This window comes from Stenotrophomonas sp. 99219_Sma, assembly GCF_056480785.1.
Genome location: NZ_CM151117.1, coordinates 157,231 through 180,862, shown reverse-complemented (window position 1 = coordinate 180,862; position 23,632 = coordinate 157,231). Strand labels below are relative to the sequence as shown.

18 protein-coding genes and 1 riboswitch are annotated in these 23,632 nt (G+C 67.4%); of the genes, 10 read left to right on the top strand and 8 right to left on the bottom strand.

What is annotated here, in order from left to right; translation table 11 throughout:
• Positions 1-20: 20 nt before the first annotated feature.
• Both oleD and oleC read right to left on the bottom strand, forming a co-directional pair.
• Positions 21-1,013 (bottom strand): 2-alkyl-3-oxoalkanoate reductase, encoded by a 993-nt coding sequence (gene oleD, locus ACZK13_RS00765; protein ID WP_032130147.1) that lies wholly within the window; start codon positions 1,011-1,013, stop codon positions 21-23.
• Positions 1,010-2,668: an olefin beta-lactone synthetase gene (oleC, locus tag ACZK13_RS00760; RefSeq protein WP_253145712.1), complete on the bottom strand. Its 1,659-nt coding sequence runs from the start codon at positions 2,666-2,668 to the stop codon at positions 1,010-1,012. The genes oleD and oleC overlap by 4 nt, the downstream gene beginning before the upstream one ends.
• A gap of 104 nt (positions 2,669-2,772) precedes the next feature.
• Between oleC and ACZK13_RS00755 the strand changes: the two genes are divergently transcribed.
• Entirely contained in the window at positions 2,773-3,198 is a 426-nt protein-coding gene (locus ACZK13_RS00755) for a YkgJ family cysteine cluster protein (protein WP_004135417.1), read from the top strand.
• A gap of 113 nt (positions 3,199-3,311) precedes the next feature.
• On the opposite strand, the gene ACZK13_RS00750 is transcribed toward ACZK13_RS00755, so the two are convergent.
• From ACZK13_RS00750 to ACZK13_RS00735, 4 genes are all read right to left on the bottom strand, one after another.
• Positions 3,312-4,202, bottom strand: a complete 891-nt coding sequence (locus tag ACZK13_RS00750; RefSeq protein ID WP_049400565.1) for an alpha/beta fold hydrolase — start codon at positions 4,200-4,202, stop codon at positions 3,312-3,314.
• Positions 4,203-4,297: 95 nt separating this feature from the next.
• A complete protein-coding gene (locus ACZK13_RS00745; RefSeq protein WP_107431623.1) occupies positions 4,298-5,314 on the bottom strand; it encodes a 3-oxoacyl-ACP synthase III in 1,017 nt (338 codons plus the stop codon).
• 103 nt (positions 5,315-5,417) lie between these two features.
• On the bottom strand, positions 5,418-5,735 hold the full coding sequence (locus ACZK13_RS00740) for a DUF4156 domain-containing protein (RefSeq protein ID WP_005407628.1): 318 nt from the start codon (positions 5,733-5,735) through the stop codon (positions 5,418-5,420).
• Between the two features lie 181 nt (positions 5,736-5,916).
• Positions 5,917-8,766 (bottom strand): M16 family metallopeptidase, encoded by a 2,850-nt coding sequence (locus tag ACZK13_RS00735; RefSeq protein WP_478482147.1) that lies wholly within the window; start codon positions 8,764-8,766, stop codon positions 5,917-5,919.
• A gap of 415 nt (positions 8,767-9,181) precedes the next feature.
• On the opposite strand from ACZK13_RS00735, the gene ACZK13_RS00730 reads away from it, so the two are divergent.
• Complete coding sequence (locus tag ACZK13_RS00730) at positions 9,182-9,658, top strand: XAC0231 family protein (RefSeq protein ID WP_032130143.1); 477 nt, start codon at positions 9,182-9,184, stop codon at positions 9,656-9,658.
• 69 nt (positions 9,659-9,727) lie between these two features.
• A complete protein-coding gene (locus ACZK13_RS00725; RefSeq protein WP_005407625.1) occupies positions 9,728-10,207 on the top strand; it encodes a tRNA (cytidine(34)-2'-O)-methyltransferase in 480 nt (159 codons plus the stop codon).
• A gap of 186 nt (positions 10,208-10,393) precedes the next feature.
• Here ACZK13_RS00725 and ACZK13_RS00720 read toward each other — a convergent pair whose 3' ends face one another.
• Entirely contained in the window at positions 10,394-11,557 is a 1,164-nt protein-coding gene (locus ACZK13_RS00720) for an acyl-CoA dehydrogenase family protein (RefSeq protein ID WP_071228793.1), read from the bottom strand.
• A 315-nt stretch (positions 11,558-11,872) separates the two neighbouring features.
• Between ACZK13_RS00720 and ACZK13_RS00715 the strand changes: the two genes are divergently transcribed.
• Both ACZK13_RS00715 and ACZK13_RS00710 read left to right on the top strand, forming a co-directional pair.
• Positions 11,873-13,549 carry an electron transfer flavoprotein-ubiquinone oxidoreductase gene (locus ACZK13_RS00715; protein WP_049461849.1) on the top strand — a complete coding sequence of 559 codons (1,677 nt, stop codon included), beginning with the start codon at positions 11,873-11,875 and terminating at the stop codon, positions 13,547-13,549.
• Between the two features lie 65 nt (positions 13,550-13,614).
• Positions 13,615-14,016, top strand: a complete 402-nt coding sequence (locus ACZK13_RS00710) for a c-type cytochrome (protein ID WP_032130140.1) — start codon at positions 13,615-13,617, stop codon at positions 14,014-14,016.
• On the opposite strand, the gene ACZK13_RS00705 is transcribed toward ACZK13_RS00710, so the two are convergent.
• Positions 14,010-17,609 (bottom strand): ATP-binding protein, encoded by a 3,600-nt coding sequence (locus ACZK13_RS00705; protein ID WP_253145705.1) that lies wholly within the window; start codon positions 17,607-17,609, stop codon positions 14,010-14,012. The genes ACZK13_RS00710 and ACZK13_RS00705 overlap by 7 nt on opposite strands.
• 74 nt (positions 17,610-17,683) lie before the next feature.
• On the opposite strand from ACZK13_RS00705, the gene ACZK13_RS00700 reads away from it, so the two are divergent.
• From ACZK13_RS00700 to ACZK13_RS00680, 5 genes are all read left to right on the top strand, one after another.
• Positions 17,684-18,322: a response regulator gene (locus ACZK13_RS00700; RefSeq protein ID WP_032130138.1), complete on the top strand. Its 639-nt coding sequence runs from the start codon at positions 17,684-17,686 to the stop codon at positions 18,320-18,322.
• A 378-nt stretch (positions 18,323-18,700) separates the two neighbouring features.
• The gene (locus tag ACZK13_RS00695; RefSeq protein ID WP_180837891.1) at positions 18,701-19,471 is read left to right on the top strand and encodes a hypothetical protein; all 771 of its coding nucleotides are present in this window, start codon (positions 18,701-18,703) and stop codon (positions 19,469-19,471) included.
• A gap of 111 nt (positions 19,472-19,582) precedes the next feature.
• Positions 19,583-21,574 carry an XVIPCD domain-containing protein gene (locus tag ACZK13_RS00690; RefSeq protein WP_253145703.1) on the top strand — a complete coding sequence of 664 codons (1,992 nt, stop codon included), beginning with the start codon at positions 19,583-19,585 and terminating at the stop codon, positions 21,572-21,574.
• Between the two features lie 246 nt (positions 21,575-21,820).
• A complete protein-coding gene (locus ACZK13_RS00685) occupies positions 21,821-22,228 on the top strand; it encodes a glycine zipper 2TM domain-containing protein (protein WP_071228796.1) in 408 nt (135 codons plus the stop codon).
• Positions 22,229-22,353: 125 nt separating this feature from the next.
• On the top strand, positions 22,354-23,478 hold the full coding sequence (locus ACZK13_RS00680) for a phosphotransferase enzyme family protein (protein ID WP_253145701.1): 1,125 nt from the start codon (positions 22,354-22,356) through the stop codon (positions 23,476-23,478).
• A gap of 43 nt (positions 23,479-23,521) precedes the next feature.
• Positions 23,522-23,617, top strand: a riboswitch (TPP riboswitch).
• Positions 23,618-23,632 lie beyond the last annotated feature (15 nt).

Below are 23,632 nucleotides of genomic sequence, written 5' to 3'. Positions count from 1 at the left end.
GTGCAACCAGTGATGGCGACCTATGCGGCAGATGAAGCCTTCAGCCTGCGCAGCCCTTCTTCAATGCTGACCTGCGGCACGTAGCCGAAGTCACGGCGCGCCGGCTCCATGCTGTACCAGTGCGGCGTGCACAGCTGCTCGGCCAGGAAGCGGGTCAGCGGCGGCTCGCCACGCAGGCGCAGCAGCGGCCACAGCCGCTCGCAGACCGCACCGATGCGATAAGCGGTCTTGAAGCTGATCGCCTTGTCCACCGTTGGTGCACCCACCGCGGACAGCAGCTTGTTGACCAGCTCGCGCATGGGCAGCGGTTCGCCGTTGGAAATGAAGTAGGCCTTGCCCGCACAAGCCGCGCCCGGCGCCAATGCTTCGAAAGCGAGGAAGTGCGCGAGCGCGGCATTGTCGATGTAAGTGGTATCCACCTTGTTGTTGCCGTCGCCGACCAGCCGCAGGCGGCCCTGCCGCGCACGTTCGGCCAGGCGCGGCACCAGCTGCTGGTCGCCCGGGCCCCAGATCAGGCGCGGGCGCAGCGCCACCGTCGCCAACGAGGCGTCATTGGCCGCCAGCACGCGCTGTTCGGCGATCGCCTTGGTCGCCGCATACGGTGCCTGGAAGTCCTCGCCGTACGGCACCTCATCAGCCCCCAGGCCTTCCACCGGGTGGGTCGCGCGGTGGGTCACGCTGGGCGTGGAGGTGTAGACCAGCCGGCTGATGCCGTGCGCGCGGCAGGCGGCGATCACGTTGTCGGTGCCGACCACGTTGGCCTGGTGGTAGCTGTCATAGCTGCCCCAGGCGCCGGCCTTGGCGCCGTTGTGAAATACCGCATCGACGCCGGCCACCGCGTGCAGCACCGCCTGCGCATCGGCCAGATCGCCGCGGATCTGGCCCACGCCCATGGCCTGCAGTTCCGGGTAGTGGCTGCGGTTGAACGCCAGCACCTGGTGGCCACGTTCGACCAGCCCACGGCACAGCGCCTGGCCAAGGAAACCACCACCACCGGTGACCAGGATCTTCATGCGCGCTTCTCCAGTTCGGCGCTGGCCCAGACGGCGAGCTTCTCGCGGCCGATCTTGGCGTTGTGACGGATATCGACGGGGAACGCCGGATGCACCAGGAAGTGCTGCAGGCCGGCCTCCGGTGCGCGGGCTGCGGCGTGCGCACGCAGCGCCTCCTGCAGCGCCGGGCTGTCTGACTGGCCACGCTGCAGCTCCACGCACAGCACCGGCACCTGTGCTCCCGCCGGACCAACACCGACCAGCGCCGTGCGCGCCACCCCGGGCACGGTATTGAACACCGGCTCCACCTGTTCGGTGTACAGCGGCCCCCGTGCGGTTTCCACGCGATGGGTCTTGCGGCCGCAGAACCACAGGCGGCCCTGCGCATCGAAGTAGCCCACGTCACCCATGCGGTGCACCACGCGCGTGCTGCCATCGGCCAGGGTCTCGCGGATCTTCGCCGCCGCGGTGGCCTGCGGGCGGTTGAAGTAACTGTCGGTAGCGGTCGGTCCGGCCACGGTGATCTCGCCCACCTCGCCGGTGGCCAGCACGCGCGCCTGCGACCAGTCGGCCAACGGTGCGTCATCGATGCCGATGATGCGCACCTCATTCGGTTCAACCACGCTGCCCACGCAGGTACCGGCACCGGCCTCGGTGGCGGCACGGGTGCGCTCCAGCTCGCGGCCTTCCACCACCGCCACCGGCAGGCACTCGGTGGCGCCGTACGGGGTCCAGAACTGCGCATCGGCCGGCAACAGGCTGCGGATGGTGGCGACCACATCCGGCGGCACCGGCGCACCGGCCGAGGTCACCCGGGTCACCGTCGGCAACGGCCGGCCGTGACGGGCCAGCACCCGCATCAGCGCAGGCGAGCCAAACAGCTGGGTCACGCCGAAGCGCTGGATGGCGTCATGCAGGCGTGCCGGGTCGGCCTGTGCCGGCCGGGTCGGGTCCATGTCCGGGATCACCGAGGTCAGGCCCAGCGCCGGGTCGAACAAGGCAAACGGCGGGAAGGTCGGCAGGTCCACCCCGCCCGCTTCCATGCCAAAGGCACTGCCCAGCAGCTGGATCTGGCCGACGAAATGACGGTGGCGGTAGACCACGCCCTTGGGCACGCCGGTGGAGCCGCTGGTGAACAGGATCGCGGCCATGTCCTCGCCATCGGTGGCGGCCAGCATCGCCCCCCCGTTGGCACCGGCGCGCTCCAGCGCGGCCAGCGTGGTCCCGCCCCAGCCGAGGCGGCGGCCGACGGTGACCAGGCGGGTCGCCGAGCGCGCCCAGCGCAGCGCCAACCGCGCCACGTGTGCCAGCGGAATGCCAATGAAAGCCTCCGGCTGCGCCTCATCCAGGCACTGCTTCAGCGCGCGTTTGTCGATGCCCGGGTCGACCAGCACCGGCACCGCACCCAGTTTGAACAGGGCAAACATCAACAGGAAGAACTCCGGCGACGGCCGCACCATCACCACCGTGCGCACCCCGCGACCGATCCCGTAGCCTGCCAGGCCAGCCGCCATGGCGTCGCTGCGGGCGTCCAGCTGGCGGTAATCCAGGGTCACGTCGTAGGCGGCCATGCCGTTGCCGGCGCCACGGCGGCCCGGGCAGCGGATGGCGATCTGGTCGGGCCGTTCACGCGCCAGTTCAGGCAAACGGGCGGCAATATTGCAGGGTCGGTTCATCCGTTCATTGTCGCCGCTTACGGAATTTCTTGCGCGGCGGCCAACTTCGTGGAAAATCCGCACCCTCGTTCCTGATTCCGACTGCCGCCCGAGGCGGCTTGCCCATGCAACATCCCTGCATGACCTGCGGCGCCTGCTGCACCCAATACCGCGTGGCCTTCCACTGGATGGAATCGGACGAGGTCACCCCCGGCGGCGTACCGCACCAGCTGACCGAGGTGCTGGACCCGCATCGCCTGTGCATGCGCGGCACCCACTCCAAGCCGGTGCGCTGCGTGGCGCTGGATGCGCAGATCGGCGTGTATTCACGCTGCACCATCCACCCCAACCGGCCCAGCGTGTGCCGTGAGGTGGATGCATCGTGGGAGTACGGCAAGGCCAGCCCGCAGTGCGACAAGGCGCGCATTGCCTATGGCCTGGATCCGTTGACCCTGGCCGACTGGCGCTGGCGCGACGAAGCGGGCAACGACGACGACCACCCGGACGACAACGGCAACAGCCCGTCACCGCAGGCGCCGATCGCGGCGTAGTGGTAGTGTCGGCCGCTGGCCGGCAACCTCATGAACCCTTCGGGTGTGCCGACCAACGGTCGGCACCTACCCATGTCCTCTTCCGGTGGGTGCCGACCGTTGGTCGGCACACCTCAGATCGGGTTCTTGTCCAGGAACGCGCGGATTTCCGGCACCAGCACTTCGTGCTTGTCTTCCAGCACGTAATGACCAGCGTCCTCGAAGGCATGCACCTGGGCCTGCGGTAGCGCGGCCTGGAAGCCCTTCAGGAAGTGGTGGTCGAACACGAAGTCGCGCAGGCCCCAGCCGAGGAAGGCCGGGCGGTCCGCGAACGACGGCAGCGCTTTGCCGGCACGCTCCAGCAGCGACCAGGCCTTGTCGGCCGGCGACAGCGGGATGTCCTGCATGAAACGGATGGTGCTGATGCGGTTGGCGTAGTTGTTGTACGGCGACACGTAGGCGCGGCGCACATCGGCCGGCATCTTCCGCTCCACACCCAGCCACGAGGCACCGGACGAGAACGCGTTGAAGGTGCGGATGATCCACTCGCCGATCTTCCAGTGCCGGCCCAGCGCGATCTGCCACGGCATCGTCTTCGCTGCCGGCATCGGGAACGCGGCGGTGTTGAGCACCACCAGGCGCTTCACCTGGTCGTGGTGCGACAGCGCCCAGCCGAAGCCGATCATGCCGCCCCAGTCGTGCACGGCCAGGGTCACCGGACCGGTGATGCCCAGGTGCTTCAGCAGCGCATCAAGGTCGTCCACGCGCGACTGCAGCGTGTACTCGTAGCGGCTGTCATCGGGCTTGTCCGACAGGCCCATGCCGATGTGATCCGGCACGATGCAGCGGTACGTGTCCGACAGGCCGGCCACCAGCGTGCGCCAGTAATAGCTCCACGAAGGGTTGCCATGCACCATCACCACCACTTCGCCATCGCGCGGGCCTTCGTCGAGATAGTTCATCGACAGGCCGGGGCGGACCTCGAAGCGCTGCGGGTGGGCGGGGTAACCGGGAAGCTGGGACATCGAATCGCACCTGTAGAAAGGGCCGGTAGAACCGGCCCCTGGACACTTGGAAAAATCATCGCTGCCCATCGTGCAGCAGGTCAGCGGTGACTTTTTTACCAGACCACTTCAGCCATCGAGCAGTTCAGGCCCGAGCCAATGCCCAGAAGCGCGATGCGATCGCCCTTCTTCAGCTTGCCCAGCTGCTTGAGCTTGCTCAGCACGATCGGCACCGAGGCCGGGCCGATGTTGCCGTGCTCGCCGAAGATGGTCATGACCTTCTTCGGGTCGATGCCGAAGTTCTTGATGAACGCGGCGGTGTGCGGCTGGCTGACCTGGTGGATCACGAACTGGTCCAGTTCTTCCACAGCCCAGCCGAGTGCGATCTTGGCGGCGCTGAAGGTCTTCTGCGCCAGCTTGATACCTTCGATCAGCAGCAGGCGGGTGTCGGTGACCATGCGGTCCAGGTTGCCCAGGCACAGCTGGTTCCACTCGGTGGCCGAGCGGGTCACGCCACCCTTGTAGCGCGGCGCATCCGGCACCAGTTCCGAGCGCGCCATCACCATCGCGGCGGCGCCCGAACCCGTGGTCAGGGCGGCCAGCTCGTTGCGGAAGTCGTCGGCGGTGACGTCCGGGGCGGTCATGCGCTCCAGGGTCTTCTCGTACACCAGGTTGGCGGTCTCGCCATCCACCACCAGCGCGTAGTCGATGTCGCCGCGCTCGATCATGCGCGCCGCGATATCCATGCCGTTGATGAAGGCCAGGCAGGCATTGGCGACGTCGAAGGTCATGCACTCGTCGCTGACGCCGAGGTTGCCCGACACGATGGAGGCCGTGGACGGCTCCAGGTAGTCGCGGCTGACCGAGGTGTTGACCAGCAGGCCGACCTGCGTCGCATCGATGCCCGCGTCTTCCAGCGCCTTGCGGCCGGCCATGGTGGCGGCATCGGACGCAAGCACGCCGTTGTCCCACAGGCGGCGGGCATGGATGCCGGCGATATCGCCGAGCACGTCGGTGCGGATACCGAGGCGATCCAACGTCGGCTGCAGCCGCTCGTTGATTTCCTTGGTCGTCAGCGTATGCGGCGCATCAACGTGTGCCAGGCCGGCGATCGAGACATTCTTGAAGAGCATCGAGGTTAGCGCCAAGGCTCAGGCAAAAGGGGGCGCTATTCTATAACCCCCGGGGCCTTCACCGCATCTTTACGAATTCAGGCTTGGCCGTATGGTGAAGCGTTCAGCGCGGCGGGCACTGGAAAGCGGCGAAGCGCTGGCTGCCATCGGCCGGAGCGGCGGCGGCCTGTACGGCGTTGGCGCCGGCGCTCGGGGCCTCGTTGCGGGCCAGGGTTTCCAGCTCTTCCTGCACACGCAGCGGGTTGCGGTTGTAGAAGCCGACCTTGCTCTTCACGGTGACCACCACCTCGCCCTTGGCGATGCAGCCAGCGGGAACCGGGCCTGCCGGCAGCACGCGGGTCGCCTTGCCGGCCGGTTCGATCGGCACCCAGGTACAGGCGGTGACGGTGAGCAGCAGGGAGGAAAGCAGCAGAACGCGCATGGGCAGATCCTGGAAGGGTATGGGGGGATTCTGCCTGAACAGCCTGAATCGGGGGTAGCCGGTGGGTGGGGTCAGATCCCCCGCAGGGGAGCCTGACCCCGCCTTCGGGTCACGGAGTTGCCGGCCAGCGGCCGGCACTACCGGAGGAGCCGGCCCGCCCCATGGCGGGCCGGGTAGTGCCTTACTTCTTGACCGGGTTGCCTTCGGCATCGATCACGGTCACCTCGCCCAGGTTCAGCGCGCGCACGGCCGCTTCGGTCTGCTTGAGGTCACCCACCACCACCCAGGTCAGCGCCTGCGGCTTGATCTCGGCGGCGGCCTGCTGCACCTGTGCCGGGGTCATCGCCTCGATCTCGGCCTTGCGGCGCAGCACGTAGTCGTCCGGGCGCTTGAACTGCACGATCGAACCGATGGTCGACGCCACCGCGCTGGCGGTCTCATAGGCACCGGGCAGGCTCAGGGTCTGGATGTTGCGGATGCGGTTGACCTCGGCGGCGGTGGCCGGCTTGCTGCCGTCGGCGAACGCGGCGATTTCCTTGCGCATTTCCGCCATCGCCGGGCCGGTCTTGTCGATCTGCACCGGCGCGCTGGCCATCCACGGGCGCTGGCCCACCGAATTGATCGCGCTGCTGCGCGCACCGTACGACCAGTGCTTGTCCTCACGCAGGTTCATGTTCAGGCGCGAGGTGAAGTCGCCACCGATCACGCCGTTGGCAATATCGAAGCGGGTCGAGCTGGTGGCGCTGGACGGCGCGACCACCTGGCCGGCGAACAGGTTGGCCTGCACCGCGCCCGGCTGGTCGATCAGGAACACGCGCGGGCCCTTCGGCAATGCGACGTCGGTGGCCGCCTTCACCTGCGGGGCATCGCCGGCAGCCTTCCAGTCGCCCAGCTGCTTGTCCAGCAGCGGCACGATTTCCGCCAGCGTGGTATCACCGACCACGATCAGGGTGCCGTTCTGCGGGCGCAGCCAGTCGCGGTGGAAATCAACCAGATCTTCGCGGGTCAGGCCGCTGATCGCCGCCTCATCGCCACTGCCGGTGAACGGAATGGCATACGGGTGGCCCTTGCCATACAGCAGTGGCGGCAGCACGCGCATCGCCACCGCACCCGGGTTGACCTTCTCCTGCTGGATGCCGGCGATCCAGGTCGCCTTGACCCGGTCGATCTCACCCTGCTCGAAGCGCGGCTCGCGCAGCAGGTCGCGGTACAGCGCCAGCGACGGTGCCAGGTTTTCCTTCAGTGCCGACAGGTCCACGCTCATCGAGTCCAGGCCGGCCGAGGCATCCAGGCTGGCGCCCAGCGCATCGGCAGCATCGGCGAAGGCCAGCGAGCCGAGCTTGCCGGCGCCTTCGGTCATCAGGCTCATGGTGAAGTTGGCGGTGCCCGGCTTGCGGCCCTGGTCGGCGCTGAAGCCGCCCGGGAACTGGTAGCTGAACTGCACCACCGGAATCTCGTGGCGTTCGGCCAGGATCACCTGGGTGCCGTTCTTCAGCGTGGCGCGCTGCAGCGCCGGGAACTTCAGCTGCGGGAACTCGCGGGTCTGCGGCACGCCGGCCTTGCGGTCGACCTGCTCCGGCAAGGTGCTGTACTTGGGGTCCACCGCGGGAACGTTGAACGGCTTCGGTGCCTGGCTCGGGTCTTCCTTCAGCGCCACACGCTCACCCGGTGCGATCACCAGGGTGTGGCTGCCCTTGTCCAGCCACTGCGCGCCCAGCCGGCTCAGATCAGCGGCACTGGCCTTCTCGATGTTGGCCAGCGAGGTGCGGAAGCAGCCCGGGTCGCCGGTGAACACCGCGCACTCGGCCAGTGCGTCGGCCTTGCCGCCGAAGCCGCCGATGCGCTCGATGCCGCGGATGAAGCCGGCGCGGGCACCGGTCTTGGCGCGCTCCAGCTCGGCCGCGGTGGGACCCTGCTTGATCAGGCGGTCCAGTTCCTCGTCGATGATCTTCTCGACCTTGGCCGGGTCCTGGCCCTGCTTGACCGTCGCCATGATCACGAAGTTCGAACCCAGCTGCGAGGTCGAAAGGCCCGAGGCGATGCTGTCCACCAGCTTGTCCTGGTGCTGCAGGCGCTGGCTCAGGCGCGAGGACTTGGCACCGCCCAGGACCTGCGCGAACAGCTGCAGCTGATCGACATCGGTGGTGCCGACCTGCGGCACGTTCCAGGCGCGGTAGATGCGCGCCTGCGGCACCTTGTCGGTCATCGTCTCGCGCGTGTCGGCGTTGCGCTTGGCCACGTTCACTGCCGGCTGCGCCATGGTCGGGCCGGCCGGGATGCTGCCGAAGTACTTGCCGACCTTTTCCTTGGCAGTGGCCAGGTCGATGTCGCCGGCCAGCACCAGCACCGCGTTGTTCGGGCCGTACCAGGTGCGGAACCAGGTCTTCACGTCATCCAGCGACGCCGCGTTCAGATCGTTCATCGAACCGATCACGCCGTGGTGATACGGGTGGCCTACCGGGTACAGCGCCTTGTTGAGCTGGTCCCAGGCCTGACCGTAGGGCTGGTTCTCGCCCTGGCGCTTCTCGTTCTGCACCACGCCACGCTGCTCGTCCAGCGCCGCCTGGTCGATCGCACCGACCAGATGGCCCATGCGGTCCGACTCCATCCACAGCGCCATGTCCAGCGCGGTGGTGGGTACGTTCTCGAAGTAGTTGGTGCGGTCGGTATTGGTGGTGCCGTTCTGGTTGGTGGCACCGACCTGCTTGAACGGTTCGAAGAATTCGCCGTCGTGGTTTTCGCTGCCCTGGAACATCAGGTGTTCGAACAGGTGCGCGAAGCCGGTACGGCCGGCCGGTTCGTCCTTGCTGCCCACGTGGTACCAGACGTTGACGGCGACGATCGGCGCCTTGCGATCGGTATGCACGATCACGCGCAGGCCGTTGGGCAGGGTGAACTGCTCATACGGGATATCGACCTTGGCCGGTGCGGCCGGCTTGGCCGCCAGCGCATGGGAAGGCACAAGCGTGCCCAGGGCGGTGCTGAGGGCGACGGCCAGCAGTGCAGCGCGCGGGCGAAGGGCGAGAGACATATCCGGATCCTTGGTCACATAGGTGAACCCCGATCCTAGCCTGCGCACGCAGCGGCAGGAATCGGCCAGCAGTCACTGGGGGTGTTTGCCCCTGTGCCCCATCCGCAGCGCCGATCTGCGCTGCCCGACCGGTCACAAGCGCCCGCCAGGACCGTCCGGACAGTGTCCGCAGCACATCGAATGGACAGGTGTCCGCCTACCGGACACTTCTCGGCCAAACAAAAACTCTTGCAAATCAACAACTAAAAGTTGGCACGGGGATTGCTTGGTACTTCCTGCGCCAGGAAGGGCTTCAGATGAAAGCTGACTGAAGACTGAACACATGCAGGAAACCGAAAATTTTCCTTGCAAGCCCATAATCGGTGTACTACCTTACTACCACACCACTGATCACCAACACTAAACAGGCCCCGTCATGAACGCCAAGACCATTGCCATCGCCATCGCCCTGATCGCCGGCACCGCGGTTGTTTCGTCGGTGCAGGCCTCCGAATCCATCCAGACCCTGGCCACCGTGCAGGTCCGCCCGGCCGCCGACCAGCTGGCCCAGCAGGCCTGGGAACAGGCCAGCGGCATCCCGACCCTGGCCACCGTGGAAGTGCGCCCGAGCGCCGACCAGCTGGCCGAGCGCAACGGCTACGTTGCCGCCCCGGTTGCTGCCGCGATGCCGATCACCACCCTGGCCTCGGTGGAAGTGCGCCCGAGCCTGGAACAGCGCGTCGCCCTGGCCGCCGAAATGGAAGCCCAGCGCTACGCCGCCACCCTGGCTGCTGCCGCCACCAACGTCGCCAACTCGGTCATCGTCAACCTGCCGGCCCTGCAGGTGCGCCCGAGCGCCGCCGACCTGCAGGCCCTGGCCACCGAAACCGCCCAGGTCCTGCTGCGCCCGTAAGCGGTGCCGCCCTGCCCAGCGCAGGGCGTGCGCCGTAAAGGCGGCGGTCGTCGCAGGTACACTGCGCCGATGAATGCCGCGCCCCAGTTCCATGTGATCCTGTTCCAACCGGAAATCCCGCCCAACACGGGCAATGTGATCCGGCTCTGCGCCAACACCGGCGCGCAGCTGCACCTGGTCGAGCCGCTCGGCTTCGCACTGGAAGACAAGCAGCTCAAGCGCGCCGGCCTGGACTACCACGAATACTCGCGCCTGCAGGTGCACCCCGACCTGGACACCGCGCTGGCGCGGATCGCACCAAAGCGCTTGTTCGCACTGAGTACCCGGGCCAGCGTGCGCTACGACAGCGTGGCCTTTGAAGATGGTGATGCCTTCCTGTTCGGCCCGGAAAGCCGCGGCCTGCCGCAGGACGTGCTCGATGCCTTGCCCGATGGCCGCCGCCTGCGCCTGCCGATGCGGCCGGACAACCGCAGCCTCAATCTTTCCAACACCGTTGCGGTGGTGATGTACGAAGCGTGGCGGCAGCACGGGTTTGCTGGCGGCGCGTAAACCGCCTCAGGTGGGTGTGGACCTGCTTCTGGTGGGTGCGGACCTTGGTCCGCACCGATGCCCGGTCGCGCGCTGAAGGAATGTGCCAACCAAGGTTGGCACCTACCAAAGCACATCCCAGGTGGCCGTGGCAGGTGCCATGTGCAGTTGATCCACGCCATGCGTGGATGGTGTTCCCCGCACCGCCTAGAACGCGTTGATGCCGGTCAGTTCGCGGCCGATCACCAGCTGGTGCACGGTCTCGGTGCCTTCATAGGTGATCACCGATTCCAGGTTCAGCGCATGCCGGATCGCTACATGCTCGGTGGTGATGCCGGCCCCGCCCAGCAGATCGCGACACTCACGGGCGATGTCGATGGCCATGCGGCAGTTGTTCCACTTGGCCAGGCTGACCTGCTGCGGCTGCAGCTGGCCAGCTTCCTTCAGGCGGCCCAGCTGCAGCGCCAGCAGCTGCGCGGTGGTGATGCGGCGGGCCATTTCGGCCAGCTTGATCTGCGCGCTCTGCGTGGCCGCCAGCGGGCGACCGAACAGCACGCGTTCCTTGGCATAGCCCAGCGCTTCATCCAGGCAGGCAATGGCAGCGCCGATCGGGCCCCAGCTGATGCCGTAGCGGGCCTGGGTCAGGCAACCCAGCGGGCCCTTCAGGCCCTTCACGTTCGGCAGGCGGTGGCTGTCGGGCACGCGCACGTCGTCGAAGAACAACGCGCCGGTCAGCGACGCGCGCAGGCTCATCTTGTGCTTGATCTCCTGCGTGGTGAAGCCGGCCATGCCCTTTTCCAGCACGAAGCCCTGGATGCCGTCTTCGGTCTGCGCCCAGACGATGGCCAGATCGGCCACCGGGCCGCTGGTGATCCACATCTTGCTGCCGCTGATGCGCCAATCGCTGCCGTCGCGCACAGCGCGGGTCTTCATGCTGGCCGGATCGGAACCGCCGTGTGCCTCGGTCAGGCCGAAGCAGCCGATCAGCTCACCGCGCGCCATCGCCGGCAGCCACTGCTGGCGCTGTTCCTCGCTGCCGTAGGCATAGATCGGGTACATGCACAGCGAGCTCTGCACCGAGACGAAGCTGCGCAGGCCCGAATCACCGCGCTCCAGCTCCTGGCAGATCAGGCCATAGCTGACCGCACCCAGGTCGCCGCCGCCGTACTCGGCTGGCAGGGTGGCACCGAGCAGGCCCAGCGCGGCGATCTCCGGCACCAGCTCTGAAGGGAAGCGGGCCTGGTCGAAGGCATCGCCGATGATCGGCAGCACGCGCTCGTTGGTGAAGCGGGCGACGCTCTCCTGCACCGCGCGCTCTTCCTCGTTGAGCAGGGAACGGACATCGAACAGATCGTACGGATGCAAAGCCATGGCACTCACGCGCAGTCAGGACCCGGCCATTGTCGGTCATCCGCAAGCATCGCGTCTGGCAGGTGTGGACCTTGGTCCACACGGAAGCGGGTCCGGGCGGTGAAACAATGTGCCAACCAAGGTTGGCACCTACCCGGCCACGTGCATTACGCTGCACCGCAGCAATCATGACGTGAACATCGTCGATCTAGCTCGATCACGCGCGGCCCGGTACCCTGACACATTCAAACAACCGTTTCGCTCGTGGCTGCACGCGCGATTCCCAGGCACCGCCGGTGGCCCCGATGCCGGCCCTACCCACGAGTCATGCAATCGATGAGCGCTGAAGCCAACGCCCTGCCCCCGCGTGAAGTAATGGAGTTCGACGTGGTGATCGTCGGCGCCGGCCCCGCCGGCCTGGCCACCGCGATCCGCCTGCGCCAGCGCGCGATCGAAGCCGGCCGCGACCTGTCGGTGTGCGTGCTGGAGAAGGGCTCCGAACCGGGCGCGCACGTCCTTTCCGGCGCCGTGATGGATCCGCGCGCACTGACCGAACTGTTCCCGGACTGGGCCGAGCGCGGCGCACCGCTGAAGCAGAAGGTCACCCGCGACGAATTCCTGTTCCTCAGCGAAACCGGCGCACGCAGCACGCCCAATGCGCTGCTGCCGGAGTGCTTCCACAACGAAGGCAACTACATCATCAGCCTGGGTGAAGTGACCCGCTGGCTGGCGCAGCAGGCCGAAGCGCTGGAAGTGGCGATCTTCCCCGGCTTCGCCGCAGCCGAGGTGCTGTACGGCGACAACGGTGAAGTGATCGGCGTGGCCACCGGCGACATGGGCATCGAGAAGGACGGCAGCATCGGCCCGGCCTTCGAACGCGGCATGGCGCTGCAGGCCAAGTACACGATCTTCGCCGAAGGCGCACGCGGCCACCTCGGCCGCCAGCTGATCGCACGCTACAAGCTGGACGAAGGCAAGGACCCGCAGGCCTACGGCATCGGCATCAAGGAACTGTGGCAGATCGACCCGGCCAAGCATGAGCCGGGCCTGGTGGTGCACGCCGCCGGCTGGCCGCTGGACAGCGACACCTACGGCGGTGCGTTCCTGTACCACGCCGACGGCGGCAAGGTCGCCATCGGTTATGTGGTTGGCCTGGACTACAGGAACCCGTGGCTGAGCCCGTTCGAAGAGTTCCAGCGCTTCAAGACCCATCCGTCCATCCGCAAGCACCTGGAGGGTGGCACCCGCATCGGTTACGGCGCGCGTGCGATCACCGCCGGTGGCCTGCTGTCGCTGCCCAAGACCGTGTTCCCCGGTGGCGCGCTGGTCGGCTGCGAGGCCGGCTACCTCAACGCCAGCCGCATCAAGGGCAGCCATGCCGCGATCAAGACCGGCATGCTGTGCGCCGATGCCGCGTTCGACGCGCTGGCCGCCGACCGCCAGCACGACGAACTGAGCGCCTATCCAAAGGCCTTCGAAGCCAGCTGGCTGTTCACCGAGCTGCAGCAGGCCAAGAACTTCAAGCAGTGGTTCAAGAAGGGCCAGACCGTGGCCACGCTGATGACCGGCGTGGAGCAGTGGCTGCTGCCGAAGCTGGGCGTGCGCAATCCGCCGTGGACCCTGCACCGCACGCAGCCGGATCACGTCTGCCTGGAGCCGGCGGCCAAGCACACCCGCATCGCCTACCCGAAGCCGGATGGCGTGCTGACCTTCGACCGTCTCAGCTCGGTGTTCCTCAGCAGCACCAACCACGACGAGAACCAGCCCAGCCACCTGACGCTGAAGGACCCCAGCATTCCGGTGAAGGTGAACCTGGCCGAGTACGCCGGCCCGGAAGCCCGCTACTGCCCGGCGGGTGTGTACGAGTTCGTCGGTGAAGCCGATAACGCGCGCCTGCAGATCAACGCGCAGAACTGCGTGCACTGCAAGACCTGCGACATCAAGGACCCGACCCAGAACATCGTCTGGGTGACCCCGCAGGGCGGTGGCGGCCCGAACTATTCGGGCATGTGATTGCTCCGGGCTGCGACCGCGTGTCGCAGCCCACCTGCCCCGCTGCGTCGCTATCCTGCCCGCCCATGCGTGCTTTCCGCCTGCTCATCACCATTGCTTTGACCCTGGCGGCCACGGCCTGCCAGCGCCCGCCTGCGGCACCGGCCACGCCGGAACAGGCGCAGCAGCAGGCCATGCAGCGCGCGTTCGAGCTGTGCGCCGGCTGCCACACCGTGCAACCTGGTGGCATCCACCGCTTCGGACCCAATCTGCACGGCGTGATCGGCCGCCGCGCTGGCAGCCTGCCGGACTATGGCTATTCCGACGGCATGCGCCGCGCCGATATCACCTGGACCGCGCAGACCCTGGATGCGTTCCTGCAGTCGCCCACCCACGTGGTGCCCGGCACACGCATGTACAACGCCTTCCCCAGCGCCGAACGCCGCGCGCTGGTGATCGCCTACCTGCAGCAGCAGTCGGCTCAGTGAGCCAGGCGCTGCAGCTGTCGCTGCAGCCGTGCCACAAATTCCGCCACTGCCGCGAACAACGGCGCCACATCGGCTTCCGCCGCATCCTGCAGACGCTCTACCAGCGCATTGGCCTGCCCGGCCAGCACTGTCGCTCCCACGGCGCCCAACCCACCGGCCTGACGATGCAGGTGCAGTGCGGCCGCCTCGCGATCTCCAGCCTGCAGCGCGCGCTGCACGGCGGCAAGATCGCCCTCGCTGGCCTGCAACAGGCTGTCGCGCAGCTGCTCGGCCACCGCACGCGAGCCGAAGCGCCGCTGCAGGCTGTCCAGATCGGGCAGCGTCCCAGCATCGTCGGCGGCGGACCCGGCCTGCGGCTCCTCGAACGACTGTCCCTGCGCCTGCGGCAACCAGCGCAGCAGTGCGGTACGCAGCGTGGCCAGTGACAGCGGCTTGGCCAGCACTTCGTCCATGCCGGCCTCGCGGCAGCGCCGTGCATCGTCATCCAGCACGCTGGCGGTCAGCGCCAGCACGGTCAGCCGCGGCTGGCCGTTGCGGCCCTCGCGTTCGCGCAGCAGGCGGGTGAAACCGAAGCCATCGAGCACCGGCATCCGGCAGTCGGTGATCACCAGATCGAAACTCTCCGACGACAGCCGATCCAAGCCCTGCTGGCCGTCACCGACCATCACATGCGGCACCCCCAGCTGCTGCAGTCGCCAGGCCATCATCGCCTGGTTGGTCGGGTGGTCTTCGATCACCAGCACCCGCGCCTGGCGCAGCGCCGGCGGCAGCAGCGAGGCCTGTTCCTGCTCGGCGACCAGCGCTTCCACATCACCGCTGCCGGCTTCCACCAGCGACAGCCGCACCTCGGCGCGGGTCCCTTCGCCCAGCGTGCTGTGCAGCTCCAGCTCGCCGTCCATCATCTGCACCAGGCGCTGGCAGATGCTCAGGCCCAGGCCAGTACCCCCATGGTCGCGCTGGATGTAGGCACCGGCCTGGGTGAACGGCGCAAACAGGTGCTGCAGCTGTTCCGGCGCGATGCCGATGCCGGTGTCGGTGACGCTCAGGCACAGCGGCTGGCTGCCGTCTTCGGCGGTCGGCCCCAGCACGTCCAGCTGCAGCCGCACTTCGCCGCGCACGGTGAACTTGATGGCGTTGCTGAGCAGGTTGAACACGATCTGGCGCAGGCGCACGCCATCCACTTCGTGCGCGGCCGCCAGCTGCGGGTCGATCTGCACGTGCAGGTCCAGCCCACGTGCACTGGCCTGCGCCGACAACAACCGGCACACGCTTTCCAGCAATGGCCGCAGCGGCTGCGGCACCGGTTCCAGGCGCAGCGCGCCGGCCTCAAGCCGCGAGTAGTCAAGAATATCGTCGAGGATCTGCCGCAGCATCTGCGCCGAATCCTCGATCACCCCTAGGATGCGCTGCTGCTCGGCATCCAGCGGCGAATGCGCCAGCACTTCCAGCATGCCCAGCACGCCACTCATCGGCGTTCGGATTTCATGGCTCATGGTCGCCAGGAAACGCGACTTCGCCTCCGCCGCCTGTTCGGCGTCAGCCTTGGCCGCAGTGAGGGCCTCGGCCTGTGCACGCGCCTCGCTGACATCCACCCAGTATCCACTCCAGGTGACCACGCCCGCTTCCGCCGCATAGGGATGGGCCTGGCTGCGCACCCAGCGCGCGCCGGTGCCTTCAGGTCGCAGCCGGAACTCGAGAACAAGCGGTGCGAACTGGCGCGCCGCCTGCTCGACCGCATGCAGGATGTGCTCGCGGTCGTCTTCCTCGATGCGCTCCAGCAGGCACATTGCATCCTGTTCGGCCTGCTGCCGGCTGATTCCGAACAACGCCTGCAGGTCACCGGCAATGAACGGGAAGCTGAGGGTTCCGTCTGCCGCGCGGCGAGCCTGATAGACCACGGCGGGCAGGTTGTCGGTGACTTCGGCCAGGCGCTGTTCCAGGTGACGCCGTCCGGCCACCTCGCGGCGCAGCCGCCAATGCCCGATGGCGTGCACCAGCAGCGCGGTGAGCAGCACCAGCAGCAGCGGCACGCCCCAGCGCATCGCGCTGTTCCAGTCCAGGCCGTTGCGGTACTCGACGGCCAGCCAGTCCCCGCGCAGGGCCTCGCGCTTGCGCGGCGTCATCTGCAGCAGCAGGCGGTCGAAGGTGGTGGCCAGGGCGGCATGGCGGCGCTCAACCGCCAGCACCAGCTGATCGTTGAAACCTGCCGGTGCCGCCACCTGCAGGCGCCCCGGGAAGCGGTTGCGCAGCAGATGGTCAACCAGTGCCAGGTTGCCTACGTAGGCATCGGCGTCGCCATTGATCAGGCGCTGCAGGGCCTGTTCCGCGCTGCGTGCCGCGATGATCCGCGCCTGCGGCGCCTGCTGCAGCACATAGCCACGCACGCGTTCCGGATCGGACAGCAGCACCCGTTTGCCCTGCAGGTCGGACAGGCCCAGCAACGCCGGGCTGTCACGCCGGCTGACGATCACGTTCGGCACGCTGATGAAGGGCTGGCTGAACACCCAGTCCGGGCCCAGGTAGCGAGAATCGGCAGGAATGCCCATCACCGCCTGCAGCTCGCCGCGACGCGCCTTCTCGCGCACCTCGTACCAGTCATGGCTGTTTTCCACCTGCAGGTTGGCGCCAGCCTGCAGCAGGCGCCGCAGGTATTCGCTGGCCAGGCCACTGGGGTTGCCATCCTGGTCCGCGAACGACAGCGGCGCCGCGTTCGGCGCGAAGCCGATCTTCAACGGCTGCTCCAATACCCGTTTCTCGGCCTGGCTCAACGCCAGCTGTGCCGATGCCGACCACTGCGGAGGTGGCAGCCAGCGCTGCACCAGCGCATCGCGCTGGGCCTGGCTGGTCGCAGCCAGTGCCAGGTCCAATGCTTCGGCCAACGGCTGCTTGCTGTTGGGAACACCGAAGTGCAGCCGTTCGGGCGGCAGATCGCTGGGGCGCAGCAGCACGACCCCCTGCAGGTCCTCGCGTGCGATCAGTTCGGTGGCCACGTAGGCATTGCCGATGTAAACGTCTGCCTTGTCGTCTCTGACCATCTCCAGCGCCGCCAACGAGCTGTTTGCGACAAGCTGTCGTGCCCGGGGAAAGCGCGCCCGCACCTGCGGGCCGGTCAGGAAGTCCTGCTCGATCACCACCCGCAGTCCATCCAGGTCGGGGATGTCGGAGGCACGCAGGTCATCCGGGCGTCCCACCAGGGCCAGCGGTGCCTCGCCATAGGCGGCGGTATAGACCATGCAGCGGGTGCGGTCGGCACTGAGACCGACATTCATCACTACATCGATCTCGCCACGACATGCCGCATCCAGCACGGATGTCCAGTCGGGATAGCGCCGTGCCTCCACCTTCACGCCCAGCTGACGGGCGAGAAGCGACAGATAATCCGGGCCCAGGCCGACCTGCTGGCCATCACGGAGGGACTCGAACGGCGGCCAGCCACTGTCATACTGGCCCACGACGATGCTCGGATGCGCGGCAAGGTACTCGCGCTGCAGCGGGCTGAGCGGCAAAAGCCCAGGCACCGCCTGTGCCAGCGCCGCAGGCAGCACCAGCACGGCCAGCAGCAGGACCAGCCCGCGAACAGCCCAGCTACGCATCGGCGTTGATCTCCTAGAATCTGCCAGGAACCGCGATGGTCGCGGTCCGGCGTGCCCGGTGGCCATACTAGAGCATGAGCTTGCGCATCATCATCGCAGACGACCACCCGGTGGTCCGTATCGGTACCCGTGCCGTCATCGAATCGAGCGGGGTGGGCCGCGTGGTCGGCGAAGCCGACAGCGCGCAGGCGCTGATGGCCCTGCTCGGCAGCCAACCCTGTGACCTGCTGGTAACCGACTACTCCATGCCGGGCAGTCCCCAGGCCGACGGCTTCGCCATGATCGGCATGATCCGCCGCCGTCATCCCGACCTGCCGGTGCTGATGCTCAGTGTCTCCAACAACCTGGCGATCCTGCGCATGGTGCTCGACAGCGGCGTGCTCGGCCTGGTCGACAAGAGTTCGTCGATGGACGAACTGCCACAGGCCATCCAGGCGGTCTACCGGGGCCAGCCCTACATCAGCCGCAGCCTGCGCGAGCGGGTCGAGGCCGCTGGCAGCTGGCGCATGCGCGAGGGCGACGGCAAGCCACTGTCGCCACGCGAGGTGGAGGTGCTGCGGCTGCTGGGCACCGGCATGACCGTGAAGGAAATCTCGCTGCAGCTGCACAAGAGCGTCAGCACCATCAGCCGGCAGAAGGGTGACGCCATGCTCAAACTGGGCCTCAAGGGCGACGCCGAGCTGTTCGATTACCTGCGCGACGGCAAGATCTGAGAGCCAGATCACACAAGAAGGTCAGCTGCCACCGCCCTCTTTGACCGGCCGCCGATCTGTGCCAAGATGGTCCGGCATGAGTTCTCAATGCGAGGTCGAAGGAATCGACCGGCTCATGTCCTCGCTCCCGTTCCTGGTGGACGTGGCGCGGTTTCCTGCCGGCCGTCTGGCCCGGCAACGCTGACCATGGAGAGGCGCATGCATCATCCCCCCAAGCTATGTTGGACCCTGCCGTTGCGGCCTCTGCGCGCATTCGCGGCGTGCCTGCTCGTCTCTCTTTCCGCTGCCGCCTGCAGCGCCGCCGATCCGGCCCCCTCGTCCTCCCAGCCCGGCGCCCCTGCGCAGGCTGCCAATGCGCCCCGACAGGATGTTGCCCCGATGCAGACCCCCACCCCCGATGCCGCCGCCACCCCGCCCGACGCGCCGACCGTGATGTATTTCACCTACCAGGTGGACGGCGATGGCGCGACCTCCTATGAGGTCCAGAACGGCAGCGTGGCGACCTTCTGGTTCGGCCACACCTTCACTCTCGATGGCACCACGTACTACACGGGTTTCTCCTGGGATACCCGCGAGCACTACGGCAAGCCGGGCGAGCAGACGCCGGCCGGTCCGGATGACCGCGCCAACCTTGCCGAGGCCACCTTCGTGCTGGCCGGCACCGACGCCAGGAAGCCATGGAAGTTCCGTGGCCAGGAATGGACCATCGGCGCACTGGGCGCGTACGACAAGGCCGACGATGTCGATACCCGGCGCAAGCCGCTTGAACATCGCACGGCCGATGGTCGCCTGCTGCTGGCGGTGCCGACCAGCAGCTTCGACCGCGGCATCAGCAGCACCGGCTATGCGCTGCTGCTGTTCAACCCCAGGCGCAGCGAAGACGACGTGGACAGCAAGGTCTGGCGCTATGTCGGTTCAGTGCGCACGGGTGAGGACAACAGCGCCGCCTGCGACGACGGCAACGTGATGCCCTGCACCGACAGCGATGGCGAACTGACCTTCGCTGCCGACGGCGACGGCCTGCCGCGACTGACCGTGACCTTCAAGGGCACCACCATCGAAGGCCCCGGCAAGACCCGCGCACTGGGTGCCGGCGACGCCGTGCACTACACCTTCGACAGCGCGACCCAGCAGTACGTCGCGCCCTGATAGCACCCGCCACGCGCGGGTTCCCTGTTGACCGACATGTTCTTGACTCACGGATGAGTCCGGTTGGCGATTCGCGGCACGCGCCGCTCCATCAACCCCGAGGAAAACGTCATGGCACAGCATGACTACAGCAGAAAGGAAGTCCTGGACATCGTCGAGCAGGTCGCCAGGCAGAAGGGCATCCCTGTGGATGACTTCATGCGTTTCGCGCACATCGAGACCGGCGGCACCTTCAACGAGCGCGCCCACAACACCTCATCCGGCGCCAAGGGCCTGTTCCAGTTCGTGCCCGGCTCCGCGCGCCAGTACCACCTGACCGGCCACGAGTTCGACCCCACCCGCAACACCGAAGCGGCCGCGCAGATGTACCAGGACAACCTGGACTCGATGGCGCGCCGCAACGAGCGCACCGGCAACCCGTACCTGTCCGGGGGCAACACGCCCACCGGGCTGGACCTGTACCTGGCCCACCAGCAGGGCAGCGCCGGCTACGGCTCGGTGCAGACTGCCATTGCCACCGGCACCTTCGGTGTGGTCCGCAACAGCCACGGCGACGAGATCAACATGCGCCGCAACGTGCTGAACCAGATCGGCTCCGACGCGAAGGCGCTGACCGGCCACACCCTGGCCGAGATGCGCGGGATGAACGACGGCGACCTGGCGCGGACGTTCTCCAGCTATTACATCCACAAGTACGCAGCGATCAGCATTCCGGAAAAGAACATCGAACCGCAGGCGGTAGTGCAGGGCCAGGGCCAGACCCCGGCAGCACCTGCGCAGGCCAGCGCAGCCGTGGCGGCGGGTGCAGCCACGCTGGCGGCAACCGCAACGGCAGCTGCCACACCGAAGCCAGGCATTGAACTGCAGGCCGCCTACGAGGCCGGCGTGAAGTACGACGACGTCAAGTACGCCATCAACATTCCGGGCCACGCACTGTACGTACCGGGCAAGACCGGCAAGAACGTGGAGCAGGGTTACATCGACTGTTCCGGCTGGGTCGGCACGCTGCAGAACCGGACCATGGACGAGATCAACCAGAAGGCCGGGCACGCGGTGTTCAGCAAGGCTGATCGCATCGACCTGGGCAACCTCGGTTCCGGTGGGATCGTGCGCAAGGCGTTCGACCAGTCCGGCGTGCTGCTGGACCGCGACGCGATCCTGAAGCCCGATGCGCTGAAGGAAGGCATGATCATCGGCCTGGATACGGCCAGGACCCGCCATGAGCACTGGAACGGCATCGACCACATCGTGATGGTGGTGCGCGACCCCAACACCGACAAGCTGCTGATCAGCCAGTCCACCGGCAGCAAGGGCGTGCACACCATGCCGGTCGAGGACTACCTCAAGCAGGTGAAGGACCACCCGAACTGGAAGCTGTACGCCTCCGACCCGCTGTCCAAGGCGCGCGATCTGCTGGAGAACCGCACCCAGTCGCACGAACAGACTCAGGGCAGGCCCGCGGCCGAGCACAAGGCCGCTGCCACGCCGCACGCCGAACTCTACAAGCAGGGCGCACACAGCGAGGGCGTGCGCAAGGTGCAGGAGCAGCTGGGCCACCTGGGCTACGTCGGCGCCGACGGCAAGCCGCTGGTCGAAGATGGCCGCTTCGGCCGCAACACCGACGCGGCAGTGCGCCAGCTGCAGAAGGACAACGGCCTGGTGGTCGACGGCATTGTCGGGGCGAAGACCCTGGAGGCAATCAAGGACGCACGCGAACGGCCGTTGCTGAACGACGAGCGGCACCCGCGCAATCCGTTGTTCATCCAGGCCAGCAAGGGTCTGGAACTGCTGCCGGCCGGGACCTTCAAGGACCGCCACACGCTGGAAAGCGCTGCTGCGGCTTTGACCAAGGAGGCGCATGCCGCCGGCCTGCAGCGCATCGACTCGGTGGTGCCCAGCCCGAACGGTGAGCGCCTGTTCGCCGTGCAGGGCACCATCGGCGACCCGGCCGCCATTCGCGCGGCGGTGGAGACCCGTACGGCCAGCGAGCAGAGCCTGGCACTCAGCAGCGGTGCCGTGCAGGGCGCGCCGAACGTGCTGCACCAGCAGCAGGAGACGCAGCAGGAGCAGGCCCGGCAGGCGCAGAAGGCGATGGGCGTCTAGGCCCGCGGCGCCTTGGGAGAGAAGGGAGGGCCACGTTCGCGTGGCCCTTTCCCTTTCTGCCAGCTGAGCGGCCGGGGCCGCTTTCAGCCTTGCTTCATGCCGCCTGCCGCTAGATGAATGCGCAAGCCGCACGGTGGACCAGGCAATGTTCCGGCAATGTTGGAACGCCAGCGTGGACATCACGGCAGCCGGGGCGCCCCGCGCCCTCCCTGCCCAGCGTGGCATGCACCTCACAGGAGAACGAACATGCTCAGTACTTCCGCACTCAGCTTCCGCGGTCTGGCGATGGCTCTGGCACTGGTGGCCGGTGTGGCCGTGGTCAGCGATGCCAGCGCGATGTCGAGGAAGGACAAGCGCACCCTGGTCGGCGCCGTGGTCGGTGGCGTGGCCGGCAACCTGCTCTCCAACGGTGATCCCGCTGCCACTGTCGGCGGTGCCGTGGCCGGCGGCGCGATCGGCAACCTGACCACTTCCGACCGCCGCGACCGTCGTTACTACGACAATCGCCGTTACGACAACCGCTACGATCGCCGATACGACCGTGGCTACTACCGCAGCGGCTACTACGACCGCGGTGACGACCGTCGCTGGCAGCGCGAGCGCTACTACGACAACCGCTACTACCACGACCGCGGCCGCCATCGCGGCTGGTAAGCAGCGCGGCATCCCCCATGCCGATGCACGGACGGGCGGGTCGATGACCCGCCCGTTTGCGTTGCGGGCGGCCATGGCGTTGAATGCGCACCCTTGGATGTGACTTTCCCCATTGGGGCTGCGGCATGACTTCTTCTTCCCACCGGGTGCAGGGCCTCAACAACGACGAGGTCGCTGCCGACTGGCCGCCGATCAGCACCGCAGACCTCGCGTGGCTGCGCCAGCGCTTTCCGCAGCTGGATGCGGGCAGCCAGCCGCACTGGCACAGTCCTCGACCGTTGTCGGCCGCCGCCATCGTCAATGGCACGCGCGGACCGGTGTTCATCAAGCGCCACCACCACAGCGTTCGCAGCGCCGCCTGCCTGGAAGAAGAACACCACTTCATCGCCCATCTCGCTGCCGCCGGCGTACCGGTGGTGCAGGTGCTGGCGGCAACCGATGGCCACACCGCAGTAGAGCACGGCGAATGGACCTTCGAACTGCATGCCGTGGGCGTGGGCGAGGACCTGTACCGCGATGCCGTGTCGTGGTCGTTGCTGACCGATGTCGCGCAGGCCCGCGAAGCCGGCCGCATGCTGGCCCGGCTGCACCGTGCCGCCGCCAGCTATCACGCGCCACAGCGCAGTACCCATCTGCTGGTGGCGCGCGACGATCTGATCCGCGCCGACGATCCCATCGCCGCGATCAAAGCCGAACTGCCCACACGACCGGGGCTGGCCCGCTACCTCGCGCGCATTCCATGGGAAACCCAGCTTCGCCGCGACGTGCTGCCGTGGCATGCCGGCCTGGCCGAACGCCTGCGCGACGAGCCACGGCTGTGGGCGCACAACGACTGGCATGTCTCCAACCTGCTGTGGCGCGACGGGCAGGTCAGCACCGTGCTGGATTTCGGCCTGGCTTCGCCCACCAGCGCACTGTTCGACCTCGCCACCGCGATCGAGCGCAACGCAGTGGCGTGGCTGGAACTGGAGCGCGGCATGGAGGCGGTGCGCATCGACATCGCACTGGCGTTGCTCGACGGCTACCGCGAGGTGCTGCCGCTGTCGGCGGCACGCGTGCACCTGCTGGCCGACCTGCTGCCGATGGTCCATTTCGACTTCGCACTGTCCGAAGTGGAGTACTTCGAAGGCGTCACCGGCTCGACCGCGAACGCGGATGTGGCCTGGCAGCCCTTCATGCTGGGGCACCCGGCGTGGTTCCACGGCGCGCCGGGGCAGGCACTGCTGCAGGCGCTGCACGCGGCAGCCTGAAGGGCACCGGCTCGCAAATCCGTACCATTTGTAGTGAAATGGTCACCTGAAGCGGGGGTGCCTGGATCTGCCAGGCTGAGAGAGTCCCTTGGAACCTGATCCGGTTTGCACCGGCGTAGGGAGCTTTGAGCCGCAGCCACACCCCCGTCATGGC